This is a genomic window from Vibrio sp. 10N.239.311.G01, assembly GCF_041465805.1.
Lineage (GTDB): Bacteria > Pseudomonadota > Gammaproteobacteria > Enterobacterales > Vibrionaceae > Vibrio > Vibrio crassostreae_C.
In genome coordinates, this window is record NZ_JBFSRM010000003.1 from 157279 (window position 1) to 181459 (window position 24181).

Genomic DNA, 24181 nt, shown 5'->3' on the forward strand with positions numbered 1-24181 from the left:
GACTCGATAATATTGATATAAAAAAACGCTCCTAACAAGGAGCGTTTTTTTATGTTCATTAACCGCGTATTAGTGCGGTGAGATGTTTGAAAGCGCCTGAATGTGAACCGTGATCTCTTCGCGATCATGATAAAGGTGCTTAGCCTGCATCTTGAACTTCACTTTGTTCTCAATCAGGAACACTTTTAGGTTCTCGATATCTTGCAGTACTTCATCGTAACGGCCTTTCATAGGCAGTTTAAGGTTGAACAGTGCTTCTTTCGCCCAGCCTTTGATGATCCACTCACCCATAAGGTGAGCAACACGAGCTGGCTTCTCAACCATGTCACAGATAATCCAAGTTACGTTCTTACGGTCTGGTTCAAACTTAAAGCCATCCACCATGTGGTGCTTAATTTGACCTGTTTCCATTAGGCTGTCTGCCATCATGCCGTTATCAACACAGTGAACGAACATCGAGCGCTTAACCAATTGGTAAGTCCAACCACCTGGACATGCACCTAAATCAACACCCCACATACCTGGAGCCAAACGCTCGTCCCACTCATCACGAGGGATGAATACGTGGAATGCTTCTTCTAGCTTCAATGTAGAACGGCTTGGCGCATCTGATGGGAACTTCAGACGAGGGATACCCATAAAGAACTGGGAGTTGTTCGTTGGGTAAGAGTAACCAACAAAACAGTGGCCCGGAGCGATGAAGCATAAATGAAGCACAGGCTTCTTAGCGTTATCTTTCGCTGTCATCAGGCCTTTACCACGCATCGCTTGACGCATCGGCACGGTAAATTTACGGCAGAACTTCAAAAGCTCTTTTGCTTCGTTAGTATCTGGCGTTTCAATACGGATATCACCACAACGAGGGAAACCTTCTTTCTCAGAAAGCGCCTCAAGAATTGGAGAAATACGGTCATCGGTTGGCAGGTCTTTAATTTCAACAGCCACTGCCAACATTTGACGAGCAAAGATCAGTGATTGGAAATCGATCTCTTTGATCAACTTGTCCGCTTCACCTGCTTGGTAACATTCAAACAATACAAAACCTGTATTGTTCTTTAGGCGAGGAAAACCAAACACTTCCAGTTGTGTTGCCTTGTCTTGAATTTCGCCAGCACATTCTTTTTCAAAACCAGAGCGACAATAAAGTAGTACGTGTTTCACTGAGTTACCTCTTTTATATTCAAAGCAGCGAAGGAGAAGACTCCCCAACCAATGATAAATAGTAGACCACCAAACGGAGTGATAGGGCCAAACCATTTTATTCCTGTCAGTGCCAAGCCATAAAGGCTGCCACTAAAACAAAGGATGCCGATGATAAAGCAAATTGCCGCAATGAAAAAATATTTTTGTGATTTAGCGCCAAGTTTCATCTGCAGCAGAGCGCCACACGCCAATATCGCTAGAGTATGGATAAATTGGTACTGAACACCCGTCTCAAACACGCCTAGCAGATATTCAGACAAGATAGCTTTCAAACCGTGAGCTGCAAAGGCGCCAAGTATCACAGCAACCGCACCAGAGATGCCAGCAAACGTGAGTAAATACTTACTTCTCATTGAGTACCTCTTTGATAAACGCTGATAACTTCTCAACGGTTAACGCAATATTCTGCTGCTCGGTGTAACCAGAACTCTTACGAGGTTTAAAGCTGTGGTCGCCATCGGGAATAAATTCAACACGAATAGAATCAGACAGATCAAAATCAGCAAACTCTTCACGCTTACCAAAGGTATCGCGCTCACCTTGTAAAATGAGGCATGGCTTTGCTAACTCAGCCAGATGCTCACCTTTGTATTTCTCGGGTTTACCTGGTGGGTGGAAAGGAAAGCCTAAACACGCCATTGCGGCCACCTTATCAAGTTCAGACAAATGGCTCGCCATACGCCCTCCCATCGACTTACCACCAATCACAAGCTTATCGGCATCAACCTGCTCAATAATCTCTTGATAGGCTTCAAGTAGCTTAGGCGCTCTGTCAGGTGGACGACGCTTACCATCTTCAGCACGTTTAATCATGTAAGGGAAGTTGAAACGAATCACTCGTATCCCTTTAAAGGCTAACCCTTTGGCTACCGACTGCATGAACTCATGCTCCATGCCTGCGCCAGCACCATGGGCAAAGATAAAGGTGATGGGATTGTCTTCACCATCAATGATGACGTTATTCATCGAGTAAGTCCTCTTGTTCACTTTGCGCTTTCGCTAGCATCCAGTCGCGGAAGGTAGCAATACGACCCATGTCGGCTTGTTTCTCATGACAAACCACATAGAAGGCGTTCTTACTCACCAACACTTCATCAAAAGGCGCAATCAAACGACCCGCTTCGATTTCAGGCTGCGCCAACACGTTGTTACCCAGAGCAATGCCCTGGCCGTGAGCCGCTGCCTGCAGCACCATGGTTGAGTGACTGAAGATAGGGCCGTGATTAACGTTTACCCCATCGATGCCATTTTGCTTAGCGAACTGTTTCCAATCCTTTCGAGAAGTATCATGCAATAGCGTATGACATGCTAAATCACTGAGAGATTCTAATGGTTTTACTCCTAGCAGCACGGAAGGTGAGCAAAGAGGGATCAAGTATTCTTGGTAAAGCTTATCGGCTCTAAGCCCCGACCAATTACCTCGGCCATAATAGATAGCGACGTCTACATCATCGGTTAGCGAGCCTTCATCCATATCAACGGCTTTGATTCTTACATCAATATCAGGCTCTTGCTGATTAAAGTCAGCGAGCCTTGGTACCAACCATTGAATAGCAAAACTCGGCGGTAAACTGATGGTCAATGCGCCCTTCTCACTTCGCTCCAGCACTTTGTCTGTCGCTTCTGCTAGTGATGTGAAAATATCTTTGATATCTAAGAAGTAGCTTTGACCTTCTTCAGTTAGCAGCAAAGAGCGGTTTCTTCGGCGAAACAGCTTCAAAGATAAGAATTCTTCAAGCGCTTTGATCTGATGACTGACTGCCGCTTGAGTAACAAACAACTCTTCTGCAGCACGCGTAAAACTCAAGTGTCGAGCTGCAGCTTCAAACACTCTTAGCGAGTTTAATGGGGGTAATCGACGAGACATAGTTACTCTCTAAATAAGCATTAGTTTTTTTTATCTGAAACATTATAATTTGTCCATTGCCTAGCAGCCAGAGAAATTCTATATTTCATCCCGCAGCAGCTAGCCTGAACGGCTTGATTCTCTCTAGAATCAATTGGCTTAGCTCCTGCGATGTTGTGTTTGCAAACTCGTTCTTTTCGAGTTGGGTAGAGTTCTACCAAATGTTTTGTTGCAGTTTATACTGAAACGAGGCATGTACTTCCTGTATTTATTTTGACCTGTCTGTCAAATTTGTTTACACCGCCTTATGGGCGGTGTTTTTTTATGTGCAAAGAAATGTAACAACAAGTTTATCAATAGCTGTGCTAATTAATCTTTATTATTTTTCATCGCCAATCACAGAATCAGACACCCACTCAAATAATCAACTGAACACATACAAATAGCATCATTGAGTTGCACTAAAAAGTAACAGAATACTTCAAGATACTCACACTTCTTCGGTACTTATAAACCCGTTTAGAACACACTCTTTCTATCAATCAAAAATTTCAAAGCTGAGCATGACGATAGCACGCCCAAACTCACGCCTCTGTCTGACTACTGTAAATCATTCACAATAGAAAATAAAAAAGCCGCTTACTTTTCAGTAAACGGCTTTGCAAAATGATTAACGCTTGGTCAACACACCACTATGGGCGGTAAACCTTAACGTTATGGAAGCCCTGCTCTTGTAGGTAAAGTGCCTGTAGACGGCTCATTACACCACGGTCACAGTACAGCAAGTACTCTTTCGCTTGGTCTAGGTCGCCAAACTGAGTCGAAAGCTTGAAGAATGGGATGTGTTTAATTTCAACACCCTCGATCTCTAATGGGCTTTCGTCTTCTTCTTCTGGGCTACGGATATCAAGAACGATAGCGTGCTCAGCAACAGCTTGAACTTGTTCAACTTCAGGCGCTTGCTCTTGGCTCTCTTTCTCGATGTCACGGATATCCATAACACGAGCGTTCTCGATCACTTGATCCAGCACTTCAAAGTTAAACTTAGCTTCTTCTGCTTCCAGTTTGCCTTTCTTCGCTTTCACTGTTGGCTTCTTAGAGATAACACCACAGTACTCAGGCATTACTTTAGCGAAGTCTTCAGTACCGATGATACGAGAAAGGTCAATGATGTCTTCTTTATCCCAGTTGATAAGCGGACGAAGAATCAAAGTATCTGTCACGTTGTCGATGTGGCGAAGGTTAGTTAGCGTTTGGCTAGAAACCTGACCAAGTGCTTCACCCGTTACTAGAGCTTCAATACCGAAGCGCTCTGCAACCATACCACCAGCACGCATGAACATACGCTTAAGAACAACGCCCATTTGGCCATCTTCTACGTTCTCAAGAATTTCAGCAACCACTGGTTCAAAGTCTACAGAAATGAACTTCACCTTTGCAGATGAGCCGTATTTATTCCATAGGTAGTGAGCCACTTGCTTAACGCCAATCTCGTGCGCTGGGCCACCAAGGTTAAAGAAACAGTAGTGAACCTTAGAGCCACGTTTGATGTGCAGGTAGCTTGAAACACCAGAATCAAAGCCGCCAGAGATCAAGCTTAGTAGATCTTCTTGGGTACCAAGAGGGAAACCACCTAGGCCTTTGTGACGAGCTAGAACTTGGTTTAACTTATCGTTAGCCACTTCAACTTTAACGGTTACCTCAGGGTTCTTAAGTCGAACTTTAGCTGACTCAACTGCTTGGTTTAGGCCGCCGCCTACGTAGCGTTCAAGTTCAATAGAGGTAAAGTCATGCTTACCACGACGCTTAGCTCGAACAGAGAAAGTCTTGCCTTCAATGTCAGCACGGCTGCGTTCTAGTACTTGCTCGTAAATATCGTGCAAGTCTTTAAACTCAGACTGTTGAACTTCAAGAGAGTGGTGAATACCTGGAGTGTGAGTCAGAGCCTCTAACACTTCTGCGTAGTACTGGTCACTCTCAGACGTCACTTCGATATGATCGCGACGGTTGAATACCGCAACACTTTCACAGCGACGTTGAATAACGTTACGAATGTTGCACTCTAGAATCCTTGTGAAGCGCTTACGCACCGATTCACTTTTTACAAAAATTTCCGGATGGGGCTTAACAATAAATTTCATAGTACTTTCACAACATTAATGTTCAAAATTTTGAAAACGCTCATCGCCAAGTAAATTAGAGAATTTACACAGCACTTGAAGCAAGAATAGATCATATCTAAATCTAAGGGCGCGAATTATACATGAGAAAGTGAAGCAAGGAAAAGAGTGCTTGCTGTAACACCATCATTAAACCGCTTGTTATTAACAGTAGCAGGTTTCGAAACGACATAAATGCCGCAGAGAGAACCATTGAAGACCAGCAAACAAAAAGCCCAACCTCATTATACGGTTGGGCTTTCGATGCTATCTGCATGCTACCGTGTGTACACGTATCGGCTATTCATTAATAACAGGCACTTCGTCACTGTAAAGCGGCTCGCCCTGCATGATGCTGATTTCAACGCGGCGGTTGAGGCTACGTTGCCATTCAGTATCGTTCGGCTCGACTGGCTCGGTATCCGCCATGCCGCGTACTCTCAAGCGTTGATGAGAGAAACCACGCACCTTTTCCATCTCTTGAGCAACAGACACTGCTCGCTGTGATGACAAGTCCCAATTAGAGCGATAAAGCTCGGAATCAAGACGTTGATTATCGGTGTGCCCTGAGATTCGAACGATACCCGGAACATCTTTCACCAACTCAGCAACCTGTCTCACCAAAGGTCGGAACTTAGGCTGTAGGAAAGCAGAACCCGATGGGAATGCACCCTTCTCACGAATTCGAATCACAATCTGCTGGCCAAGGTTTTCAACTTCAATCGCGCCTTGGTCTATCTCTCGCTCCAACGCCTTCTTGATGCTTTCCATCAAGGTTTCCATCTCTTGCGATTGAGCTTCAGCTTGTTGTTGCTGTTGGTCTGACTCAGAGTTTTGATTGTCGTGAGTCGAAACCTCTGGCGACTTGCCTCCGGTCATCTTGCCTTGATCACGCATGGTACCGCCAGCACGCTCAGATTCACCTTCATGAAACTCAAGCGTTTGCTGCGTAATATCAATCGTCTGCTGCATGATCACATCAATCGGTGTCGGCTCTGGACGACCAGGTCGAAACTCTTGTGCAATGATGCTGGTGCCTTTAGGAATGTCTTTCACTTCCAAGCGGTTTTGTACACCAAACGCAAATTTCATCGAGCCAGCGATCTGTTTGAACTTCAGTACGTCCATCTCAGAGAATGAGAGCAGCAGTACGAAGAAACACATCAGCAGTGACATCAAGTCAGCAAATGTCCCCATCCATTGAGGCAATCCCGGAGGAGGACATTTACATGGATTTTCTTCATCCATCTTCAACTCCTCTTACGCAGGTTCACCATCAATCGTACGCTTACCTTCGTTTAGGTAGCTCTTCAGGTAACCATCGATTACTCGTGGGTTCTGACCATCTTGAATCGCGAGTACGCCATCCATAACCAAACGACGGTTGAGTGTCTCTTGGTCACGACGCAGCGCAAGCTTGTCGGCAATTGGGAAGAACACCATGTTCGAAAGAATCGCACCATATAGGGTGGTTAAAAGTGCCACCGCCATCGCAGGGCCGATCGCTTTTGGATCATCCATGTTAGAAAGCATGGCAACCAAGCCAACCAAGGTACCAATCATACCCATCGCGGGTGCTACATCACCAAATGCAGAGAACACCTTCGCGCCCTGCTCATGACGCTCTGTGGTTAATGCGATGTCTTTTTGCAGTGCAGCACGAACTACATCTCCATCATGGCCATCCACCAAAAGATCGATGCCCTTTTGCATGAAACTGTTGTTAATTTCCATCTCTTCCAGTGCTAAAAAACCACCTTTACGAGCCGCATCAGCCATCTCTACAACTTTCGCAATAAGATCTTCAGGCTCATCCGCTTTAAACATAAAAGCTTTGCCTGCGATTTTAGTCGCACCAAAGAACTGTCCCATGGTGAACTTCATTAGAACAACAAAGGTTGAGCCCCCAACTACGATCAAAATGGATGTCGTGTCATAGAACATCCCGAGGCTTCCACCTAGGATCATTGCCATAATTACAAAGGCAAATCCACCAATCAAACCTATTAGGGTTGCTAAATCCACTGAGCACTCCTCATGCTTTTTTGTAGCTCTATGTCGACGATAATCTTTGTATCGGCAAGACTATAAGATCTTTTAGTAAATTCTTGGCCTAAGTATCACACTTTTCGTTTTTGAATCCCAACTATTGGCTTACTTTGCTCTTATACGTAGCGCATAAACTCGATAAAGCTAAGGTTATTCAAGCAAAGTGCGTTCAAGCCCCTTAAAAACGAACTTTCTAGCAAAATTTCTTGGTTACATTTGACCATCTCAGCGGCCTAGGGTAACGTTCGTTCATCTTTCCAAACGCAGATTTATTATGGCTACTAAGAAACCTGAAAATATGAGCTTTGAAGCAGCAATCGAAGAGCTTGATGGCTTGGTTGATCAACTAGAAAATGGTGATCTAGCTTTAGATGATGCGCTGAAAAAGTTCGAACGAGGCATCTCCCTCGCTCGTGCCGGTCAAAGCAAACTAAACGATGCTGAACAGCGTGTTAGCATCCTACTGCAAAATGATGAAAACGCAGAACTTAGTGACTTTAACCCACAACCAGAATAACGAATTGTATGAGATCCCCTATGATTGAGACTTTATTGTCTTATCAAGCACGTAATAACGAGCAACTGAACCTTTGGCTTGATCGCCTACCACACCAAGATCAGAACCTGATCAACGCGATGCGTTATGGGTTACTTTTAGGCGGTAAACGCGCACGTCCATTTCTTGTCTACATTACAGGGGAAATGCTCGGCTGCACCGCTGAAGAACTCGACACTCCAGCATCTGCAATCGAATGTATTCATGCCTATTCTCTGATTCACGACGACCTTCCAGCAATGGACGACGATGAACTGCGTCGTGGCCATCAGACTTGTCACATCAAATACGATGAAGCAACGGCAATTTTAACTGGCGATGCACTACAAACTCTCGCGTTTACTATACTTGCGGAAGGTACATTAAGTGCTGACGGTGAAAGCAATCGCGTTCGAATGATTCAACGCCTAGCCGAAGCCTCTGGTGCACAAGGTATGTGCATTGGACAAGCACTTGATATTGAAGCTGAAAACCGCTCTGTCACGCTAGAAGAGTTAGAAGAAGTTCACCGCAATAAAACGGGCGCGCTAATGAAATGTGCGATTCGTTTAGGTGCTCTCGCTGCTGGTGAAAAAGCGTTTGAAGTGATGCCTCAATTAGACAAGTACGCCGACGCCATTGGATTAGCATTCCAGGTTCAAGATGATATTTTAGATATCACTGGCGATACTGAAACTTTGGGTAAGCCACAGGGTTCTGACCAAGAATTGAACAAAAGCACCTACCCTTCTTTGCTAGGTTTAGAGGGCGCTCAAGAAAAAGCGCAGACTCTGCTACAGGAAGCACTTCAAGCTTTAGCTGCAATCCCATACAATACCCAGTTACTCGAAGAGTTCGCCCGATACGTCATCGAGCGCAAGAACTAAGACAATAAGCGCGCATTACCTATGACTCTTGATATATCAAAGTACCCAACTCTTGCTTTGGCTGATAAGCCAGAGGATTTGCGTCTACTTCCAAAAGAGACGCTGACACAGCTTTGTGATGAATTACGTACCTATCTTCTTAACTCAGTGAGCCAGTCAAGTGGTCACTTAGCGTCAGGCTTAGGTACAGTAGAGCTAACCGTTGCTCTGCACTATGTGTACAACACGCCTTTTGACCAGTTGGTTTGGGATGTTGGCCACCAAGCATACCCGCACAAAATTCTTACAGGTCGTCGCGACCGCTTGTCGACTATCCGTCAAAAAGATGGACTGCACCCATTCCCATGGCGTCAAGAGAGCGAATACGACACCCTTTCTGTTGGTCACTCTTCAACATCGATCAGTGCTGCACTTGGTATGGCTATCAGTTCGAAGAAAGAAGGCAAGAACCGTAAAGTCGTGAGTGTGATTGGTGATGGCGCGATTACTGCGGGTATGGCATTTGAAGCCATGAACCACGCGGGCGATATTCACAATGACATGCTGGTTATCCTGAACGATAACGAGATGTCGATCTCTGAAAACGTAGGTGCGCTAAACAACCACCTAGCTCAAGTTCTTTCTGGCAGTCTTTACACGTCAATTCGTGAGGGCGGCAAGAAAGTGCTATCAGGCGTTCCGCCGATTAAAGAGCTGGTTCGTCGTACAGAAGAACATCTAAAAGGCATGGTTGTCCCTGGCACCATGTTCGAAGAGTTAGGCTTTAACTACATTGGCCCAATTGATGGTCACGATGTCAATGAGCTGATTAAAACGCTTAAGAACATGAGAGACCTTAAAGGCCCTCAGTTCCTACATATCATGACTAAGAAAGGCAAAGGCTACGAGCCAGCTGAGAAAGATCCAATCGGTTACCACGGCGTACCGAAATTCGATCCAGCACACTCAAGTCTGCCTAAGAGCACCAGCTCTAAACCAACTTTCTCTAAGATTTTTGGTGACTTCCTGTGTGATATGGCGGCGCAAGATCCTAAGCTAATGGCGATCACGCCTGCAATGCGTGAAGGTTCTGGCATGGTGCGTTTCTCGAAAGAGTACCCAGAACAATACTTCGACGTAGCAATTGCTGAGCAGCATGCTGTGACCCTAGCAACCGGTATGGCGATTGCGGGTGATAAGCCGATTGTCGCTATCTACTCGACGTTCCTACAACGTGGCTACGATCAACTGATCCACGATGTGGCTATCATGGACTTACCGGTCATGTTCGCTATTGACCGTGCAGGTCTTGTCGGTGCTGATGGTCAAACACACCAAGGTGCGTTCGACTTAAGCTTTATGCGTTGTATTCCAAACATGGTGATCATGGCGCCAAGCGACGAAAACGAATGTCGCCAAATGCTTTACACTGGCCACCAGCATACAGGTCCAAGTGCCGTTCGTTACCCTCGCGGTAATGGTATGGGTACTGAGATACAAAATAAATTTACCGCGCTTGAGATTGGTAAAGGTCGTATCGTTCGCGAAAGCGAAAAAACAAAAGATGGCTCGAAAGTCGCTATCCTGAGCTTTGGTACTTTCCTTGAGAGTGCACTTCAAGCCGCTGACGTCATCGATGCGACAGTTGCAGATATGCGCTTTGTGAAACCACTCGATGAAGCTCTGATCAAACAACTTGCTGCTGACCACGATGTACTGGTAACTATCGAAGAGAATGCGATTGCAGGTGGTGCGGGCGCAGGTGTGATTGAATTCTTGATGCAAGAGAAACTGCTGATGCCAGTATTGAACCTTGGCCTGCCAGACAAGTTCATTGCTCAAGGTACGCAAGGTGAACTGCACGAAGAGCTTGGTTTGGACGCGCAAGGCATTGAGAAGTCTATCTCTGACTATCTTGCTAAGTAGCCTTAATACGTAAGCTCGTAAGCTCCGCAAACAAAAAAGGTTGGCCCTAGGGTCAACCTTTTTAGTATCTGCTAATTAGTTTGGTGTATCGCCAACTAAACCTTAGCCCTTCAGTTAACTCACACTAACCAACCTGCGAAATGTGCCACGGCATACAACGAAATAGCCGCCATAATACCCGCTACAATATCGTCAATCATGATACCCAAGCCGCCGTGAATTCGCGCATCTAGCCAACCAATCGGCCAAGGTTTTACCATGTCAAAGAAGCGGAAAAGCACAAAACCAGTCAGAAGCCATTTCCAGTCATCGGCAGGGATATTCAGCATAGGCACTAAGCTCATGGTGATCCAAAAGCCCGCAAACTCATCCCAAACGATAGAACCGTGGTCATGCACGCCCATATCATCAGACGTTACTTGGCAGATCTTAATACCAATAATGCAGCTTACCACCACCACGGCAACGTAAGCAGGAAACGGTAGCTGAACCAACAATAGGTATAACGGAATTGACGCAAGCGTGCCCATTGTGCCGGGAATAATAGGCGATAAGCCACTGCCAAAACCCGTTGCTAAGAAATGCCAAGGATTTTTAAGAGAAATAAGAGAAAGTGGGTTTGTCATCAATTAACCTTAAAGTGATCGTAACCAGTTAAGTTCCAGCTTAGTGGTTCACCATTATTGTGTAATTCAAAATATTCTACAGGTCTTATCTGGCCAATGCAGGTGACTTTTGTACCAGTGTGTGACAAAGCACTTTCCAGCGACCCTTTATTCTCTTCTGGTACAGTAAAGCACAGTTCGTACTCTTCACCACTCGTTAGCGCATACTGCTGAGCTGAAGTGGTATCAGGAGCGAACTGACGTAACTCTGGAGAGATAGGCAGCGTGCTTACATCAATACTCGCGCCAACTTGAGAACGCTTAAGGATATGTTTTAAATCAGCAATAACGCCATCAGAGATATCAATCGCAGATGAAGCAAGGTTCACTAGAGCCTGACCCGCTAACACTCGTGGGGCGCTCACATAATGTCTCTCTTCAAGCTCAGCAGCATAGGGCTTCGCTCTGTTCTGCTCAGGGTTAAGTAACACTTCTAAGCCAGCTTTGCTGTCACCTAGATTACCTGTTACGTAAATCCAGTCGCCCACTTTCGCGCCATCTCTGCGCAGCGCTCGTCCTTCAGGAACAAAGCCCTGTACCGTCAGTGTCAGGCTTAGTGGACCTTTGGTTGTGTCGCCACCAATTAACTGAATACCAAAGTAGTCTGCGAGTTTAAAAAAGGAGTCACAGAAGGGAGCAAGCCATTCTTCATCGATTTCAGGCATGGTTAAAGCAAAAGACACCCAAGCAGGTGTCGCGCCCATAGCCGCAAGATCACTGATGTTCGAAGCCAAGGCTTTGTGTGCCACCCAAGCTGGGTTTGCTTCCGCTAGGAAGTGAGTGCCCGCCACTAAGGTGTCCGTACTAATCGCTATCTCAACATTGCCCGGCGCTTTGACCAAAGCACAGTCATCGCCAGCAGCCAGATGTACGTCTTTACGTTGTGGTTGTCGATTTACAAAATATTTTTCAATCAGGTTAAATTCGCCAGACATCACATGCCCTATCTTTAGTCTTCATACAAATCACCGTAATTAATGATATTACAGAAATTTAGTTACAAAAAAGGCCAGCATAAAAGCTGACCTTTAGATTCAATATACGAACGTCTTATTTCTTACGAACGTGTGGTGCAGCTTTATCAAGCACACCGTTAACAAACTTATGGCTGTCTTCTGCTGCAAATACTTTTGCAAGCTCGATAGCTTCGTTGATAACCACTTTGTATGGTACATCTTCGCGACGAGTCATCTCGTACATAGCTAAACGTAGAAGCGCTAGTTCCATCAAATCCAGATCTTGCATAGGGCGAGATACGAATGGACGAAGCTTGCTATCAAGTTCCATGTGGCTAAGAGCAACACCAGTTAGTAAGTCGCGGAAGTATGCAACGTCTGTTTCTGGCATAGCTAGAGCAGGTTCTGCGGCATGATGCTCTTCTTCATCATACTTACCACCAGATAAGAACTGTTCTTCAACGGTAGCAATATTTTCTTTAGTAATTTGCCAAGAATAAATTGCTTGTAGAGCAAATTGACGTGCGTTACGACGTGCGGCTGGTTTCACACTGGCCCCCATTAGGAATCGATTTCAGAAAGAACGTTGATCATCTCAAGTGCGCTAAGTGCGGCTTCTGCACCCTTATTACCAGCCTTGGTTCCTGCGCGTTCAATAGCTTGATCGATCGTATCAACAGTAAGAACACCAAACGCTACTGGAAGAGAAAATTCCAGAGACACTTGTGCCAAACCTTTATTACATTCACTACAAACATAGTCAAAGTGAGGTGTACCGCCACGGATTACTGTACCAAGAGATACAATCGCATCGAACTTACCTGTTTTTGCAACGCGTTGCGCTACAAGTGGAAGTTCTACTGCACCAGGGCAACGAACAACAGTGATGTTGTCTTCGCTTACTTGTCCATGACGCTTTAAAGTATCGATTGCACCAGAAAGTAAACTTTCGTTAATAAAACTGTTGAAACGAGCAATAACGATAGCAATTTTTGCATTTGGCGCTGGGAAGCCACCCTCGATCACTTTCATAAGCCTTCCTTTAACTATTTTCATCAAGTGAGAATCGCCGGATTCTAGCACAAAACTGTGAGCAATATCTAATGGTAATTTAGAAGAACAGACACCGGCAATGTAAAGATGATAATGCAGCGCTGATCCCAAGCATATAGGAACAGCGAGTAACCAAGTTTGTGTGTTGAACACGTTTTGAGTCGGACTTGGCTACTTTGCTCTTTTGGCAAGATTTATCACCAAAAGAGCCACTGAAATCATCGGTAAATTATGTTGCTACAAACGGAGAAACGTCTGCTTGCTAACGCATGGTTTATTCGCAAACGTACTCAACAACGTTAAGGCCAAAACCACCCAATGCGTGGTAACGCTTAGTGCTTGAAGAAAGCAGACGCATATCGTGCACGCCTAGGTCTTGAAGAATCTGAGAACCGACACCAACACGACGCGAGGTACCCTGCTTCTTCGCCATAGTTGGCTGCTCGTTCTTGTCTTGCGCTTCGAATGTCTTCACTTTGTGAATCAAAGAATCAGACGACTCTTCGTTGCCAAGAATAACCAACACACCGCCTTCGTCGCCAATACGCTTCATCGCTTTATCTAGCGACCAGCTGCGTTCAGTACCACGGTCTGAATGAAGCAGATCGGTGAACGTGTCATGCAGGTGAACACGTACCAAAGGAGCACCTTCAGATAGGTCGCCTTTTTGCATCGCGTAGTGGATCTGGTTATCAATTGTATCGCGGTAAGTCACCAGCTCGAAATCACCAAACTCTGTTGGTAAATGGCATTGTGCTACACGCTCAATCGTTGTTTCTGTGTTGTTGCGGTATTCAATCAAGTCAGCAATCGTACCTAGCTTGATGTCGTGTTTTTCAGCAAACACTTCAAGGTCAGGGCGACGAGCCATAGTACCGTCGTCGTTAAGGATCTCAACGATAACCGATGCTGGCTCGCAGCCTGCAAGACGTGCTAAATCACAACCTGCTTCTGTGTGTCCTGCGCGAGTCAGAACACCGCCATCTTGCGCTGTCAGTGGGAAAATATGACCAGGTTGAACAAGATCAGCCGCTTTCGCATCTTTCGCCACTGCCGCTTGAACCGTCACTGCACGGTCTGATGCAGAGATACCCGTTGTTACGCCCTCTGCCGCTTCAATCGAAACAGTAAAGTTAGTGGTGTACTGTGCGTTGTTATCTTGAACCATAGGCGCTAGACCCATGCGGTTTGAACGCTCTTTGGTTAGCGTCAGACAAATTAAACCACGGCCGTACATCGCCATGAAGTTAATCGCTTCTGGCGTCACATGTTCTGCTGCCATGATCAGATCGCCTTCATTTTCGCGATCTTCATCATCCATCAGGATAACCATTTTTCCTAGGCGAATGTCTTCAATAATTTCTTGAGGAGTACTAATTGGCATTGTTCTATATCCTTTGAAATGGTTCTGCTTCCTAGAACCGACACTATTTAAACCTGATGATATTGCTTCGCTTTACAAAGTCTCGCTTAACGCACTTTGTATCAACGGTTAGGCAAAACCATTCTGCTGTAAGAATTCCATCGTTAATCGAGATTCAGGCTCAGATTCTTGTTGCTGACCTTGCAGTAAACGCTCCATGTAACGTGCTAATACATCAACTTCTAGATTCACTTTACGACCGACATTGAATTGGTCGATGGTGGTTTCTGAAGAAGTATGAGGAACGATAGTCAGCTTGAATGCGTTCTTACGTAAATCGTTCACAGTCAGGCTAATGCCATCAACTGTTACTGAGCCTTTTTGAGCCACGTATTTTGAGATTTCTGCTGGCATTTCTACCCAGAATTCAATCGCACGGCCAACTTGGTTACGTTCAACAATCTCACCCACGCCATCAACGTGACCAGACACTATATGTCCACCGAAACGCGTGGTTGGTAACATTGCTTTCTCAAGGTTAACTTTATCGCCCGCTTGGTAATCGACAAAACCCGTTTTTTTCAGGGTCTCAAGCGAAAGATCTGCACTGTAGCTGTGGTCGTTATATTCAACAACTGTCAAACACACACCATTGGTAGCGATACTGTCGCCTAACTTAACGTCAGCCATATCAAGCTTACCAACATTAACCGTTACGGTGATGTCTTCTCCGCGGGGAGTGATTGCACTCAATGTACCTACGGCTTCTACAATTCCTGTAAACATTTTAAAACTCTTTTTGTTGTCAACGACACGTATGTAGTTGGAGTAACTATTTCCACTGTGGTTTCGTTACTATCTGTTTCGAAATACGGGTTTCGCAACGATGCGAATATCCACACCAACCTGTCGAACATCTTTAATTTCTAGGTCAATAACGTCAGACATTGAAGTGAGCCCTAATGCACCCATCAAACCTCGTCCGTCACTGCCCATAAGTTTAGGTGCTAAATAAAGGATTAGCTCATCCACCAGCTGCTCTTCAATCAAGCTTTTTGCCAATGTTGCGCCCGCTTCGACCCAAATATGGTCGATATGATTGGCAGGTAATTGACGCATCAGATCGTGCAAATCGAGCTGACCTGCATCTGTGGTTGCGACTTCAATATCAGCAGATGCTTCGGCAACTCTCAACACCGATGTTGGAGTCTGGAATAACTTGAGTTCAGGACGCAGTTGGTTTTGACGATCAAGAATCACGCGAATCGGCTGACGCAGCTCGTCTTCAGCGTAATGACCTTTGATACTGCTTGGCAACTCTGCCCAACGAACATTCAACGACGCGTTGTCTTCAATCACCGTCTGGCTAGTTGACAACACAGCGCCTGATTTTGCTCGGTAGTTCTGAACATCACGACGTGCTTCTGGCGATGTGATCCACTGGCTTTGGCCATTTTCCAATGCCGTTTGCCCATCAAGGCTAGCGGCCATCTTTAACTGAACGAATGGCATGCCAGTTTGCATACGCTTGATAAATGCAGGGTTCAAGTCGAGAGCGTCTTGCTCTAGCAAACCGATTTCAACCTCAATACCCGCATCGCGTAGCATTTTGATACCACGACCTGCGACTTTTGGGTTTGGGTCCTGCATGGCACAAATCACTTTGGCTACTTGAGCCTTAATCAAACCTTCAGCACAAGGCGGCGTTCGACCGTAATGAGAACAAGGCTCTAGCGTGACATAAGCCGTCGCACCTTTTGCTTTGTCGCCTGCCATTCGCATGGCATGTACTTCAGCATGAGGTTCGCCAGCTTTGGCATGAAAACCTTCACCAACGATCTGACCGTCGGTTTGTACAATGACACAACCCACATTAGGGTTTGGCGCAGTAGTGTAAATGCCGCGTTTTGCTAACTGAATAGCACGCGACATCATTTGAAAATCTAGGGGAGTAAAGTTTGACATGATTGAGGAGTTAATCCTCTAATTTAGCGATTTCTTCGCCAAACTCTCGGATGTCTTCAAAGCTGCGGTAAACAGAGGCAAAACGAATGTACGCCACTTTATCCAATTCTTTCAATTGGCCCATCACAAGATTACCAATCATCTCGCTTGGTACTTCACGCTCACCAGTTGCACGGAGTTGTGACTTAATCGTACTGATCGCAAGTTCAATCGCGTCAGCACTCACTGGGCGTTTTTCTAGGGCGCGCTGTACACCACCCACCATTTTATCTTCATTAAATGGTTCGCGGTTTCCATTCGACTTTATGACTTTAGGCATCACAAGTTCTGCCGATTCGAACGTAGTAAAACGTTCACTACATGCAAGGCATTGACGGCGACGACGAACCTGATGGCCATCGGCTACCAGTCTTGAATCGATTACTTTAGTGTCGTTCTCTGAACAAAAAGGACAATGCATATCACCTCCAAATAATTGAATATCAGTGTAACGGAATTGCCAAACGTTAGGAAAGAAAAAGGGCCAATTAAGGCCCTTTTGTGTGGTGATTCATTGATTATTGCTACTCGACCGCCATTTCAAAAATGAGCTGAGGAGTAAAATTAACGACCAGCGTTAACCGCGGACTAAATAGTTCGCTTTACCTACCCATTTGTAGCTTGTCAGCTCTTCTAAGCCCATTGGGCCGCGAGCATGCAATTTCTGAGTAGACACGGCAACTTCAGCACCTAAACCAAACTGTGCTCCATCAGTGAAACGTGTTGATGCATTCACATAAACCGCTGCAGAACCAACAGAGTTAATGAAACGCTCTGAGCTCTCTAAGCTATTGGTCATGATCGCATCTGAATGACTCGCGTTGTGTACACGCATGTGGTCAATCGCTTCTGCCACATCCGCTACCACTTTCACGCCTAGCGTGTAGCTTAGCCATTCAGTGTCAAAGTCGCCTTCAACCGCATCACGTTGGTCTTCAAAACCCGCTAGCAGCGATTTTGCACTGGTATCAGCAACTAAGGTTACCTTGCCGGCTAAACGCTGTTTCAGCTTAGTTAGGAAAGCTTCAGCAACCGCTTCATGCACTAGCAGTGTATCTAACGAGTTACACGCCGATGGACGTTGAACTTTTGAGTTTTCGACCACATCGACAGATTTCTCAAGATCAGCGCTTTCATCAACGAAGATATGACTGATACCAAAGCCGCCGATGATTACTGGGATGGTGCTGTTCTCTTTACACATCTTGTGCAGACCAGCGCCGCCACGAGGAATGATCATATCCACGTAGTCGTCCAGTTTAAGCAGTTGAGAAACGAGTTCACGATCAGGCTTCTCGATGTACTGAACAGAAGCGGCTGGTAGCTCCGCTTTCTCTAATGCAGACTGGATAACCTTAACCAGTTCCATGTTCGAGAAAAACGTCTCTTTACCACCACGTAGAATGCTTGCGTTACCTGTCTTCAGACACAGAGCTGCAATATCGATGGTTACGTTCGGACGCGCTTCATAGATAACACCCACCACACCAAGTGGCACGCGGCGGCGAGACAGTGACATACCGTTTTCTAGTACTTTGCTGTCAATTTCGCTGCCAACTGGGTCATTCAGGCTAATCACGTTACGAACATCGTTAGCGATACCGGTTAAGCGCTCTTCGTTAAGAAGTAGACGATCGAGCAGTGCGTCAGTTAAACCCGCTTCACGACCCAGTTCGATGTCTTTCGCGTTCGCTTCTAAAATCGTTGTTGCGTTTGCTTCTAGCTCATCAGCGATAATCGCCAATGCTTTATTCTTTTGCGCCGTAGATGCGGTCGCTAGGTGGAAAGCAGCGTCTTTTGCTGCGATACCCATGTTAGTTAAATCCACGTTTAACTCTCCCTAAATTCTGTCTGTCTTTGGATGCAAAAAGGTGATTCACCTTATCATCACGAGCTACTCTTGGATTACAACTAGGTCGTCACGGTGAATGACTTCTGACCCATAATCGTATCCAAGGATGTCGCCAATATCTTTACTGTGCTTGCCTGCAATTTTTGCTAGGTCTTGGCTTGAATAACTGGCGATACCACGCGCAATTACTTTGCCTTTGCTGTCTGTGACTTGGGTAACTTCACCACGAGAGAATTCGCCTTTAACTCGAACAACCCCTTTCGCCAACAAGCTGCTGCCTTTGGTGTTGACTGCGTTTACTGCGCCGTCGTCAACCACGATGTCACCTGCTGAAGCAGGGCCCGCTAAAATCCAGCGTTTACGGTTTTCAAGCGCTTCCGCTAAAGGCAAGAAACGTGTGCCTTGTGGGTTATCACTCAGTGAATCAAACACCACATTTTCAGCACTGCCCGCAGCAATAATCACTTCGATGCCTGCGCGACGAGCAATGTCAGCCGCCTGCAGTTTTGTCGCCATGCCGCCAGTACCCAACGTAGTACCGCTGCCACCTGCGATCTTACGCAGCGTGTCATCAATGGTTTTCACTTCTTTGATGAGCTCAGCATTTGGATCTTTACGAGGGTCAGCCGTAAACAGGCCTTTTTGGTCTGTTAGTAGCAAAAGCTTATCAGCACCGCACAAAATACCCACTAAGGCCGACAAGTTATCATTGTCGCCCACTTTAATTTCGTTGGTTGCTACTGCGTCGTTTTCGTTTACTACCGGAATAATATCGTGCTCAACCAGTGCGTTGATCGTGTCACGTGCATTAAGAAAACGCTCGCGATCATCGAGATCAGCACGAGTCAGTAGCATCTGGCCAATCTTAAGGCCATAGATAGCAAACAAAGACTCCCAAACTTGAATCAACTGACTTTGCCCAACTGCCGCAAGCAACTGTTTGCTCGCCATTGAGTTGGGAAGTGCGGGGTAACCAAGGTGCTCACGTCCTGCTGCAATTGCACCAGACGAAACCATAACCACAGAGTGGCCTTGTTTTTTTAATTCAGCACATTGACGAACCAGCTCAACCATATGAGCGCGGTCTAATGCCAATGTTCCACCAGTTAAGACACTGGTACCCAGTTTAACAACGACAGTTTTACGCTGTGTTGTTGTCCCGCTTTGATGATTTGTTGTCATGAAGTCTTTTATGGATAAAACAAATAAGAGGTGATGTTTTAGCAATCAAAAGGGGAATTCACAAGCAGAAAAGGTGCGAAATCGCACCTTTTTGCTTTATATAGAAGAGTAACCTTTAAAATTAGACGAATTCGACAGACTCTTCGTCTAATTGGATACTGATTTCAAACTTACTTTGAAGTTCATCAACCAGTTTCTTGTGGAAGGCTTCTTGAGTTCGAGAGACCTCAGCGACCGCCTTTTTAGGTAACGGCAAAGAATCCCAGTTACCATCGATGTTGTACTTGCCGATATTGTACTTCGCCGAATATCCCTCTTCCGACTTATCCAATTCCAGCCACCAGCCCCAGAACTCGCGTTCTTCTGGTGATTTTTTATCGTTCACACATACAGACAAGCAATCAAAGATATAGTGGCCTTCTTCTGATTGCGGTTCCCTTAAGTAAGGCCCGATCGCCTTTAAAACATTCAACAAGCGGTAATGCGTAGGTTGTTGTGTCACTTCTGACATATTGAATCTCCATTTTCAATGTTAAGAATGACGTTACTCAGACTGTTATACGTAGAAACTACGCATTTGGATTTTATAAATGACCTCTGAGTATCAGGTACTTAGTTTGTACATTTTTCATGCTTAACTAATTTAGGAGAAATGTCATCTAAATAATTCATCCTCAAGCCACTTTATCGCCAATTCGAGGGATTGCTCATAACCTTGTGTAATTGACTTAGCTTTGATTTTCTTCGCTTTTCCGTAATCACTGTAAATAGCAACCAGTTGATTATCCATTGGCGGTGAAATCGGGTCGCCTTCCAGAGCCAATGCCAAGATAGGAACACTGGTTTTACTGTTTGACAGCAAACCTTGTACCTTGAGTGACCACGCCATCAACTGCCCAGAAAGGCTATTGATATCGACCGCCCCTTTACCAAGGCGCGAAGCCAACACATCTAGATGCATTTTAGGCATCTGCTTAAGTTTGTCTGCATGAACAAAGATATCGTGAATTGGCGCGCCTAAAGAAATACACGCTTTAATCTTATGTTGCTCGAGGAAAGATAATCTCACCATCGCATTGCCACCGAAGCGGAAACCAAACAAGCCGACTTTGTGGTGATCGACCCATGGGATGTTAGGCAATTCATTCAGCACTGCTTGGTGAAGACAAGATGAGTCTTCTGTTAACGGCCAATGTGCACTGTGCCCTATTGATGGCATGTCTACCGTTAACATAGCAATGTTCTTAGGTGCTAAATAATCCCTAAACAGGCGCCACATATCGGTTTGCAAGCTATCTAGACCCGCGCTGACAATCACAACCGGTTGTGGTTTATCTGTCTTGGTTAGATGCAAGTTCGCTTTGATCTTCTTGTTTTGGTATGGAATATCAATCTGCTTGACGATCAACTTAGTGTGCTTGATCGCTTCAGAATACGCTGCGTTGGCCAACACTTGAGCCTGAGCTGCCAAGTTGTCGTTCTTGAGGTGTGGGTAACCCGCAATACTGAAGCACAACGATGCGGAAAATAGCTCTTCAGCCATCTCTTCACCATTCTTCTCATTAGAACGATTTTGATGCTGCATACCCAGCTTGGTCCATTCGTATGCCCAGTTACCACTTCGGTAACCCATGACCGTATCAAGCCACTCATCGGTTGTACGAGAGTTATCTGATGACGCGATGCGAGCCAATACCGCTTCCTGCTCTATTGGATTAACGCCTTGCCATACCCACTGAAGACGTCTTAGGTTTCGATACCATGATGAGTTTTGCTGTTCACGTTTCTCATCCAATAGCGCTTCAGAGCTTGGCATGTATTGTGTCAACATTGAGGTCTCTTTCGCTTGCTTGTGCTTTACAAACAAAGTTTCCGAAAGGTTCGAGCTCGTTTCTTCTGGTTCAGACATTGGGATACTTAATAAGAAATGGTTGTCACTAATAATATAAAAAAAAATGACCCTATAAAGGGTCATTTCTCAAAAAACTAAGTTTACGCTTATTTTGACTTGCGATTTACTGGCTCTACGTAGCTTAGGCTAGTATCCCAAGGTTGCTCAATCCATGTGTCTTGAGCGATATCAACAATGTACTCGTCTAGCAAATCAGCGCCAGATGGTTTTGCACATACAGCGATCAGTTTCGCTTTAGGGTACATTTCGCGAAGCTTACGTGCAGTGTCACCACTATCAACCAAGTCTTCAACGATTAGGAAGCCTTCGCCGTCACCTTCAGGTGCTTTAACTACTGTCATATCACGTTGGTGATCGTGGTCGTAGCTAGAAATACAAATCGTATCTACGTGACGAATACCTAGCTCACGAGCCAAGATTGCACCAGGAACCAAACCACCACGGCTTACTGCCCAGATGCCTTTCCACTGCTCTGCTGGCATTTGCTTTTCAGCAAGTTGACGGCAGTAGGTCTGCATGTTGTCCCAAGTGATAACGAATTTGTTGCTCATAGTATAAAACCTAATAATTTTGTCATGTTATTAGAGGCTATTTCAAACATAGCCTCTTCAGCGATTAAGCAGAAATCTAGACGATTAAGCGAAAATGTATTTAAGAATAAAGATAGCCGACATTACCCACACAGCAGGTGAAACGTCGCGACCTTTACCACTTAGCAGCTTAATTGCAGCGTAAGCGATGAAACCTAGTGAGATACCCTCAGCGATAGAGTACGTCAGCGGCATAAGCAGACATGTTACCACGACTGGTGCTGCTTCCGTAAGATCACGCCAATCAATGCCAACTAGGCCAGACATCATCAGAATTGCTACATAGAAAAGTGCACCTGATGTTGCGTAAGCCGGAATCATACCTGCAAGTGGCGAGAAGAAAAGAGCCAGTAGGAATAAGATACCAACAACAACAGCCGTTAGACCGGTACGGCCGCCTTCAGCAACACCCGCAACACTCTCAACATAAGAAGTAGTATTTGATGTACCTAGCAGTGCACCAATAGATGTTGCTGTAGAGTCAGCAAGCAGTGCTTTGTTCAAGCGAGGTAGTTTGCCGTCTTCTTTGATTAGGTTTGCTTTCGTTGCAACACCAACCAGAGTACCCGCTGTATCGAACAAATCGACGAACAAGAACGCGAATACCACTGAAATCATACCGATTTCAAATACAGCAGAGAAATCAAGCTGCATGAATGTAGGAGCAAGGCTTGGTGGTGTAGACATGATGCCGCCGTATTGAACGTCACCAATAACAATGCCAAGAGCTGTGATAGCTAGAATCGCAATCATTACTGCCCCTTTCACGCCACGGTGAACAAGAGCAATCGTTAGGAAGAAACCAATTGAGCCTAGGATAGGAGCAATCGCGGTAATGTCGCCCAGTGAAACTTTAGTTGCTGGGTTAGAAACAACGATGCCTGCATTGCTAAGCGCAATAAACGCTAGGAAAAGACCGATACCTGCAGAGATACCAACACGCAGAGACATAGGGATCGAGTTGATAATCCATTCACGGATCTTAAAGATGCTTAAGAAGATGAAGATTACGCCTGATACGAAAACCGCTGCCAGAGCAACTTGCCACGTATAACCCATACCCATTACAACAGCGTAGGTAAAGAATGCGTTCAAACCCATGCCTGGAGCTTGAGCAATTGGGTAGTTAGCAACAAAGCCCATGATGAAACAGCCAATAGCAGCCGCTAAACAGGTTGCTACAAATACAGCGCCATGGTCCATACCAGCATCAGCTAGAATCATTGGGTTTACAAAAATGATGTAAGCCATTGTTAGGAAGGTTGTTAGACCTGCGATGATTTCAGTGCGCACATTGGTGCCATTTTCACTGAGTTTGAATAGCTTTTCGAACATTATCGAATCCTATAAGGGTAAAAAGTAAACGGTTGCGTAATCGATTGGCTGTGGATTATAAAGTTATCAAATAACAAATTCCAGATAGAATTAAGGCTCTAATCGATATTTATCAGAATGCCGTATGAAACAAAGCGATTAAAAATGAAGATATCATCGATAAATAACCATTAAAAACAAACAATTAACAACAATAGACTCACTAAAACTAGTTGGTTGTTTTTTCTACCATCGGTTATTTTCATTGATAATCTAGCCAGTAAATTCTGAATTCAAACTCACAATAGTTATGTATTTTTCAACAGGATCAGTAATAAGGCGCAAATTGATATTTCGGCGTTTAAAAAACAACCACGCAGAACAGCAAGGAAAGTGACAAGCGAAAGCGGTTTGGAAAAGTAGCAGGCAAAAAAAACGCCACTCAAAACTGAGTGGCGGTAGAATCTGTCAACCAAAAGGGCTGTAAAAGAATTCCAATATATAGGGGTGAACAAAACTGTTCGAGTTACATGCTTACGGTATTAGTAACCAAAGCTTGTAGGGTATGCAAAGTTGCTAGTGTAAACAGAGCTGTTAATCCAGAACATTGCAGATGGTAAACCTTTCATAACTATCACCTTAATAAATCAATAAAAAACGAATTTGATTTCTCGGTTCCTTGGAGGCGATAAAACGGACTCATCCT

The 24181-nt window shown here is 45.1% G+C and carries 24 protein-coding genes; 3 read left to right on the top strand and 21 right to left on the bottom strand.

Annotation, left to right across the window (positions count from 1 at the left end):
* Window positions 1–69: 69 nt before the first annotated feature.
* The 7 genes from rlmM to pomA all read right to left on the bottom strand — a co-directional run bounded on the left by rlmM (window position 70) and on the right by pomA (window position 7233).
* Window positions 70–1161 carry a 23S rRNA (cytidine(2498)-2'-O)-methyltransferase RlmM gene (rlmM, locus tag AB6D06_RS03555; RefSeq protein WP_017070491.1) on the bottom strand — a complete coding sequence of 364 codons (1092 nt, stop codon included), beginning with the start codon at window positions 1159–1161 and terminating at the stop codon, window positions 70–72.
* Complete coding sequence (locus AB6D06_RS03560) at window positions 1158–1556, bottom strand: DUF423 domain-containing protein (RefSeq protein ID WP_372099657.1); 399 nt, start codon at window positions 1554–1556, stop codon at window positions 1158–1160. The genes rlmM and AB6D06_RS03560 overlap by 4 nt, the downstream gene beginning before the upstream one ends.
* Window positions 1546–2169 (bottom strand): alpha/beta fold hydrolase, encoded by a 624-nt coding sequence (locus AB6D06_RS03565; protein WP_102319949.1) that lies wholly within the window; start codon window positions 2167–2169, stop codon window positions 1546–1548. Before AB6D06_RS03565 ends, AB6D06_RS03560 begins: the two co-directional genes overlap by 11 nt.
* Complete coding sequence (locus tag AB6D06_RS03570; protein ID WP_012604639.1) at window positions 2162–3070, bottom strand: transcriptional regulator GcvA; 909 nt, start codon at window positions 3068–3070, stop codon at window positions 2162–2164. Before AB6D06_RS03570 ends, AB6D06_RS03565 begins: the two co-directional genes overlap by 8 nt.
* A 671-nt stretch (window positions 3071–3741) precedes the next feature.
* On the bottom strand, window positions 3742–5190 hold the full coding sequence (thiI, locus tag AB6D06_RS03575; protein ID WP_102393212.1) for a tRNA uracil 4-sulfurtransferase ThiI: 1449 nt from the start codon (window positions 5188–5190) through the stop codon (window positions 3742–3744).
* A gap of 318 nt (window positions 5191–5508) precedes the next feature.
* Window positions 5509–6456, bottom strand: a complete 948-nt coding sequence (locus tag AB6D06_RS03580; RefSeq protein ID WP_017060777.1) for a flagellar motor protein MotB — start codon at window positions 6454–6456, stop codon at window positions 5509–5511.
* A 12-nt stretch (window positions 6457–6468) separates the two neighbouring features.
* Window positions 6469–7233 carry a flagellar motor protein PomA gene (gene pomA / locus AB6D06_RS03585; protein WP_017060778.1) on the bottom strand — a complete coding sequence of 255 codons (765 nt, stop codon included), beginning with the start codon at window positions 7231–7233 and terminating at the stop codon, window positions 6469–6471.
* A gap of 298 nt (window positions 7234–7531) precedes the next feature.
* Here pomA and xseB point away from each other — a divergent pair, with 298 nt between their 5' ends.
* The 3 genes from xseB to dxs are packed head-to-tail and all read left to right on the top strand — an operon-like array spanning window position 7532 to window position 10584.
* The gene (gene xseB / locus AB6D06_RS03590; RefSeq protein ID WP_004734405.1) at window positions 7532–7774 is read left to right on the top strand and encodes an exodeoxyribonuclease VII small subunit; all 243 of its coding nucleotides are present in this window, start codon (window positions 7532–7534) and stop codon (window positions 7772–7774) included.
* A gap of 20 nt (window positions 7775–7794) precedes the next feature.
* Entirely contained in the window at window positions 7795–8679 is an 885-nt protein-coding gene (ispA, locus tag AB6D06_RS03595; protein ID WP_017063336.1) for a (2E,6E)-farnesyl diphosphate synthase, read from the top strand.
* Window positions 8680–8700: 21 nt separating this feature from the next.
* On the top strand, window positions 8701–10584 hold the full coding sequence (dxs, locus tag AB6D06_RS03600; protein WP_372099656.1) for a 1-deoxy-D-xylulose-5-phosphate synthase: 1884 nt from the start codon (window positions 8701–8703) through the stop codon (window positions 10582–10584).
* Between the two features lie 119 nt (window positions 10585–10703).
* Here the strand turns inward: dxs and pgpA are convergent, their stop codons facing one another.
* The 14 genes from pgpA to AB6D06_RS03670 all read right to left on the bottom strand — a co-directional run bounded on the left by pgpA (window position 10704) and on the right by AB6D06_RS03670 (window position 23496).
* Window positions 10704–11210, bottom strand: a complete 507-nt coding sequence (pgpA, locus tag AB6D06_RS03605; protein ID WP_017060782.1) for a phosphatidylglycerophosphatase A — start codon at window positions 11208–11210, stop codon at window positions 10704–10706.
* On the bottom strand, window positions 11210–12184 hold the full coding sequence (thiL, locus tag AB6D06_RS03610) for a thiamine-phosphate kinase (protein ID WP_372109933.1): 975 nt from the start codon (window positions 12182–12184) through the stop codon (window positions 11210–11212). Before thiL ends, pgpA begins: the two co-directional genes overlap by 1 nt.
* A gap of 115 nt (window positions 12185–12299) precedes the next feature.
* Window positions 12300–12767, bottom strand: coding sequence for a transcription antitermination factor NusB (gene nusB, locus AB6D06_RS03615; protein ID WP_004734399.1), 468 nt, complete (start codon window positions 12765–12767; stop codon window positions 12300–12302).
* On the bottom strand, window positions 12767–13237 hold the full coding sequence (gene ribE / locus AB6D06_RS03620; protein ID WP_004734398.1) for a 6,7-dimethyl-8-ribityllumazine synthase: 471 nt from the start codon (window positions 13235–13237) through the stop codon (window positions 12767–12769). The genes nusB and ribE overlap by 1 nt, the downstream gene beginning before the upstream one ends.
* A 295-nt stretch (window positions 13238–13532) precedes the next feature.
* On the bottom strand, window positions 13533–14642 hold the full coding sequence (gene ribBA / locus AB6D06_RS03625; RefSeq protein ID WP_017060784.1) for a bifunctional 3,4-dihydroxy-2-butanone-4-phosphate synthase/GTP cyclohydrolase II: 1110 nt from the start codon (window positions 14640–14642) through the stop codon (window positions 13533–13535).
* Between the two features lie 108 nt (window positions 14643–14750).
* Window positions 14751–15407 (bottom strand): riboflavin synthase, encoded by a 657-nt coding sequence (locus AB6D06_RS03630; RefSeq protein ID WP_010436361.1) that lies wholly within the window; start codon window positions 15405–15407, stop codon window positions 14751–14753.
* Between the two features lie 69 nt (window positions 15408–15476).
* A complete protein-coding gene (gene ribD / locus AB6D06_RS03635; RefSeq protein WP_017060785.1) occupies window positions 15477–16556 on the bottom strand; it encodes a bifunctional diaminohydroxyphosphoribosylaminopyrimidine deaminase/5-amino-6-(5-phosphoribosylamino)uracil reductase RibD in 1080 nt (359 codons plus the stop codon).
* 40 nt (window positions 16557–16596) lie between these two features.
* Window positions 16597–17046, bottom strand: a complete 450-nt coding sequence (gene nrdR, locus AB6D06_RS03640; RefSeq protein ID WP_004734394.1) for a transcriptional regulator NrdR — start codon at window positions 17044–17046, stop codon at window positions 16597–16599.
* A gap of 156 nt (window positions 17047–17202) precedes the next feature.
* Window positions 17203–18453, bottom strand: coding sequence for a glutamate-5-semialdehyde dehydrogenase (locus AB6D06_RS03645; RefSeq protein WP_017060786.1), 1251 nt, complete (start codon window positions 18451–18453; stop codon window positions 17203–17205).
* Between the two features lie 66 nt (window positions 18454–18519).
* Window positions 18520–19704, bottom strand: coding sequence for a glutamate 5-kinase (gene proB, locus AB6D06_RS03650; protein WP_012604650.1), 1185 nt, complete (start codon window positions 19702–19704; stop codon window positions 18520–18522).
* Between the two features lie 76 nt (window positions 19705–19780).
* On the bottom strand, window positions 19781–20170 hold the full coding sequence (gene crl, locus AB6D06_RS03655; protein WP_017060787.1) for a sigma factor-binding protein Crl: 390 nt from the start codon (window positions 20168–20170) through the stop codon (window positions 19781–19783).
* A 144-nt stretch (window positions 20171–20314) separates the two neighbouring features.
* Window positions 20315–21568, bottom strand: coding sequence for an esterase FrsA (gene frsA / locus AB6D06_RS03660; RefSeq protein ID WP_372109934.1), 1254 nt, complete (start codon window positions 21566–21568; stop codon window positions 20315–20317).
* 89 nt (window positions 21569–21657) lie between these two features.
* Window positions 21658–22122: an oxytetracycline resistance phosphoribosyltransferase domain-containing protein Tet(34) gene (gene tet(34), locus AB6D06_RS03665; RefSeq protein WP_009847475.1), complete on the bottom strand. Its 465-nt coding sequence runs from the start codon at window positions 22120–22122 to the stop codon at window positions 21658–21660.
* Window positions 22123–22206: 84 nt separating this feature from the next.
* Window positions 22207–23496: an NCS2 family permease gene (locus tag AB6D06_RS03670; RefSeq protein ID WP_017066820.1), complete on the bottom strand. Its 1290-nt coding sequence runs from the start codon at window positions 23494–23496 to the stop codon at window positions 22207–22209.
* Window positions 23497–24181: the final 685 nt, after the last annotated feature.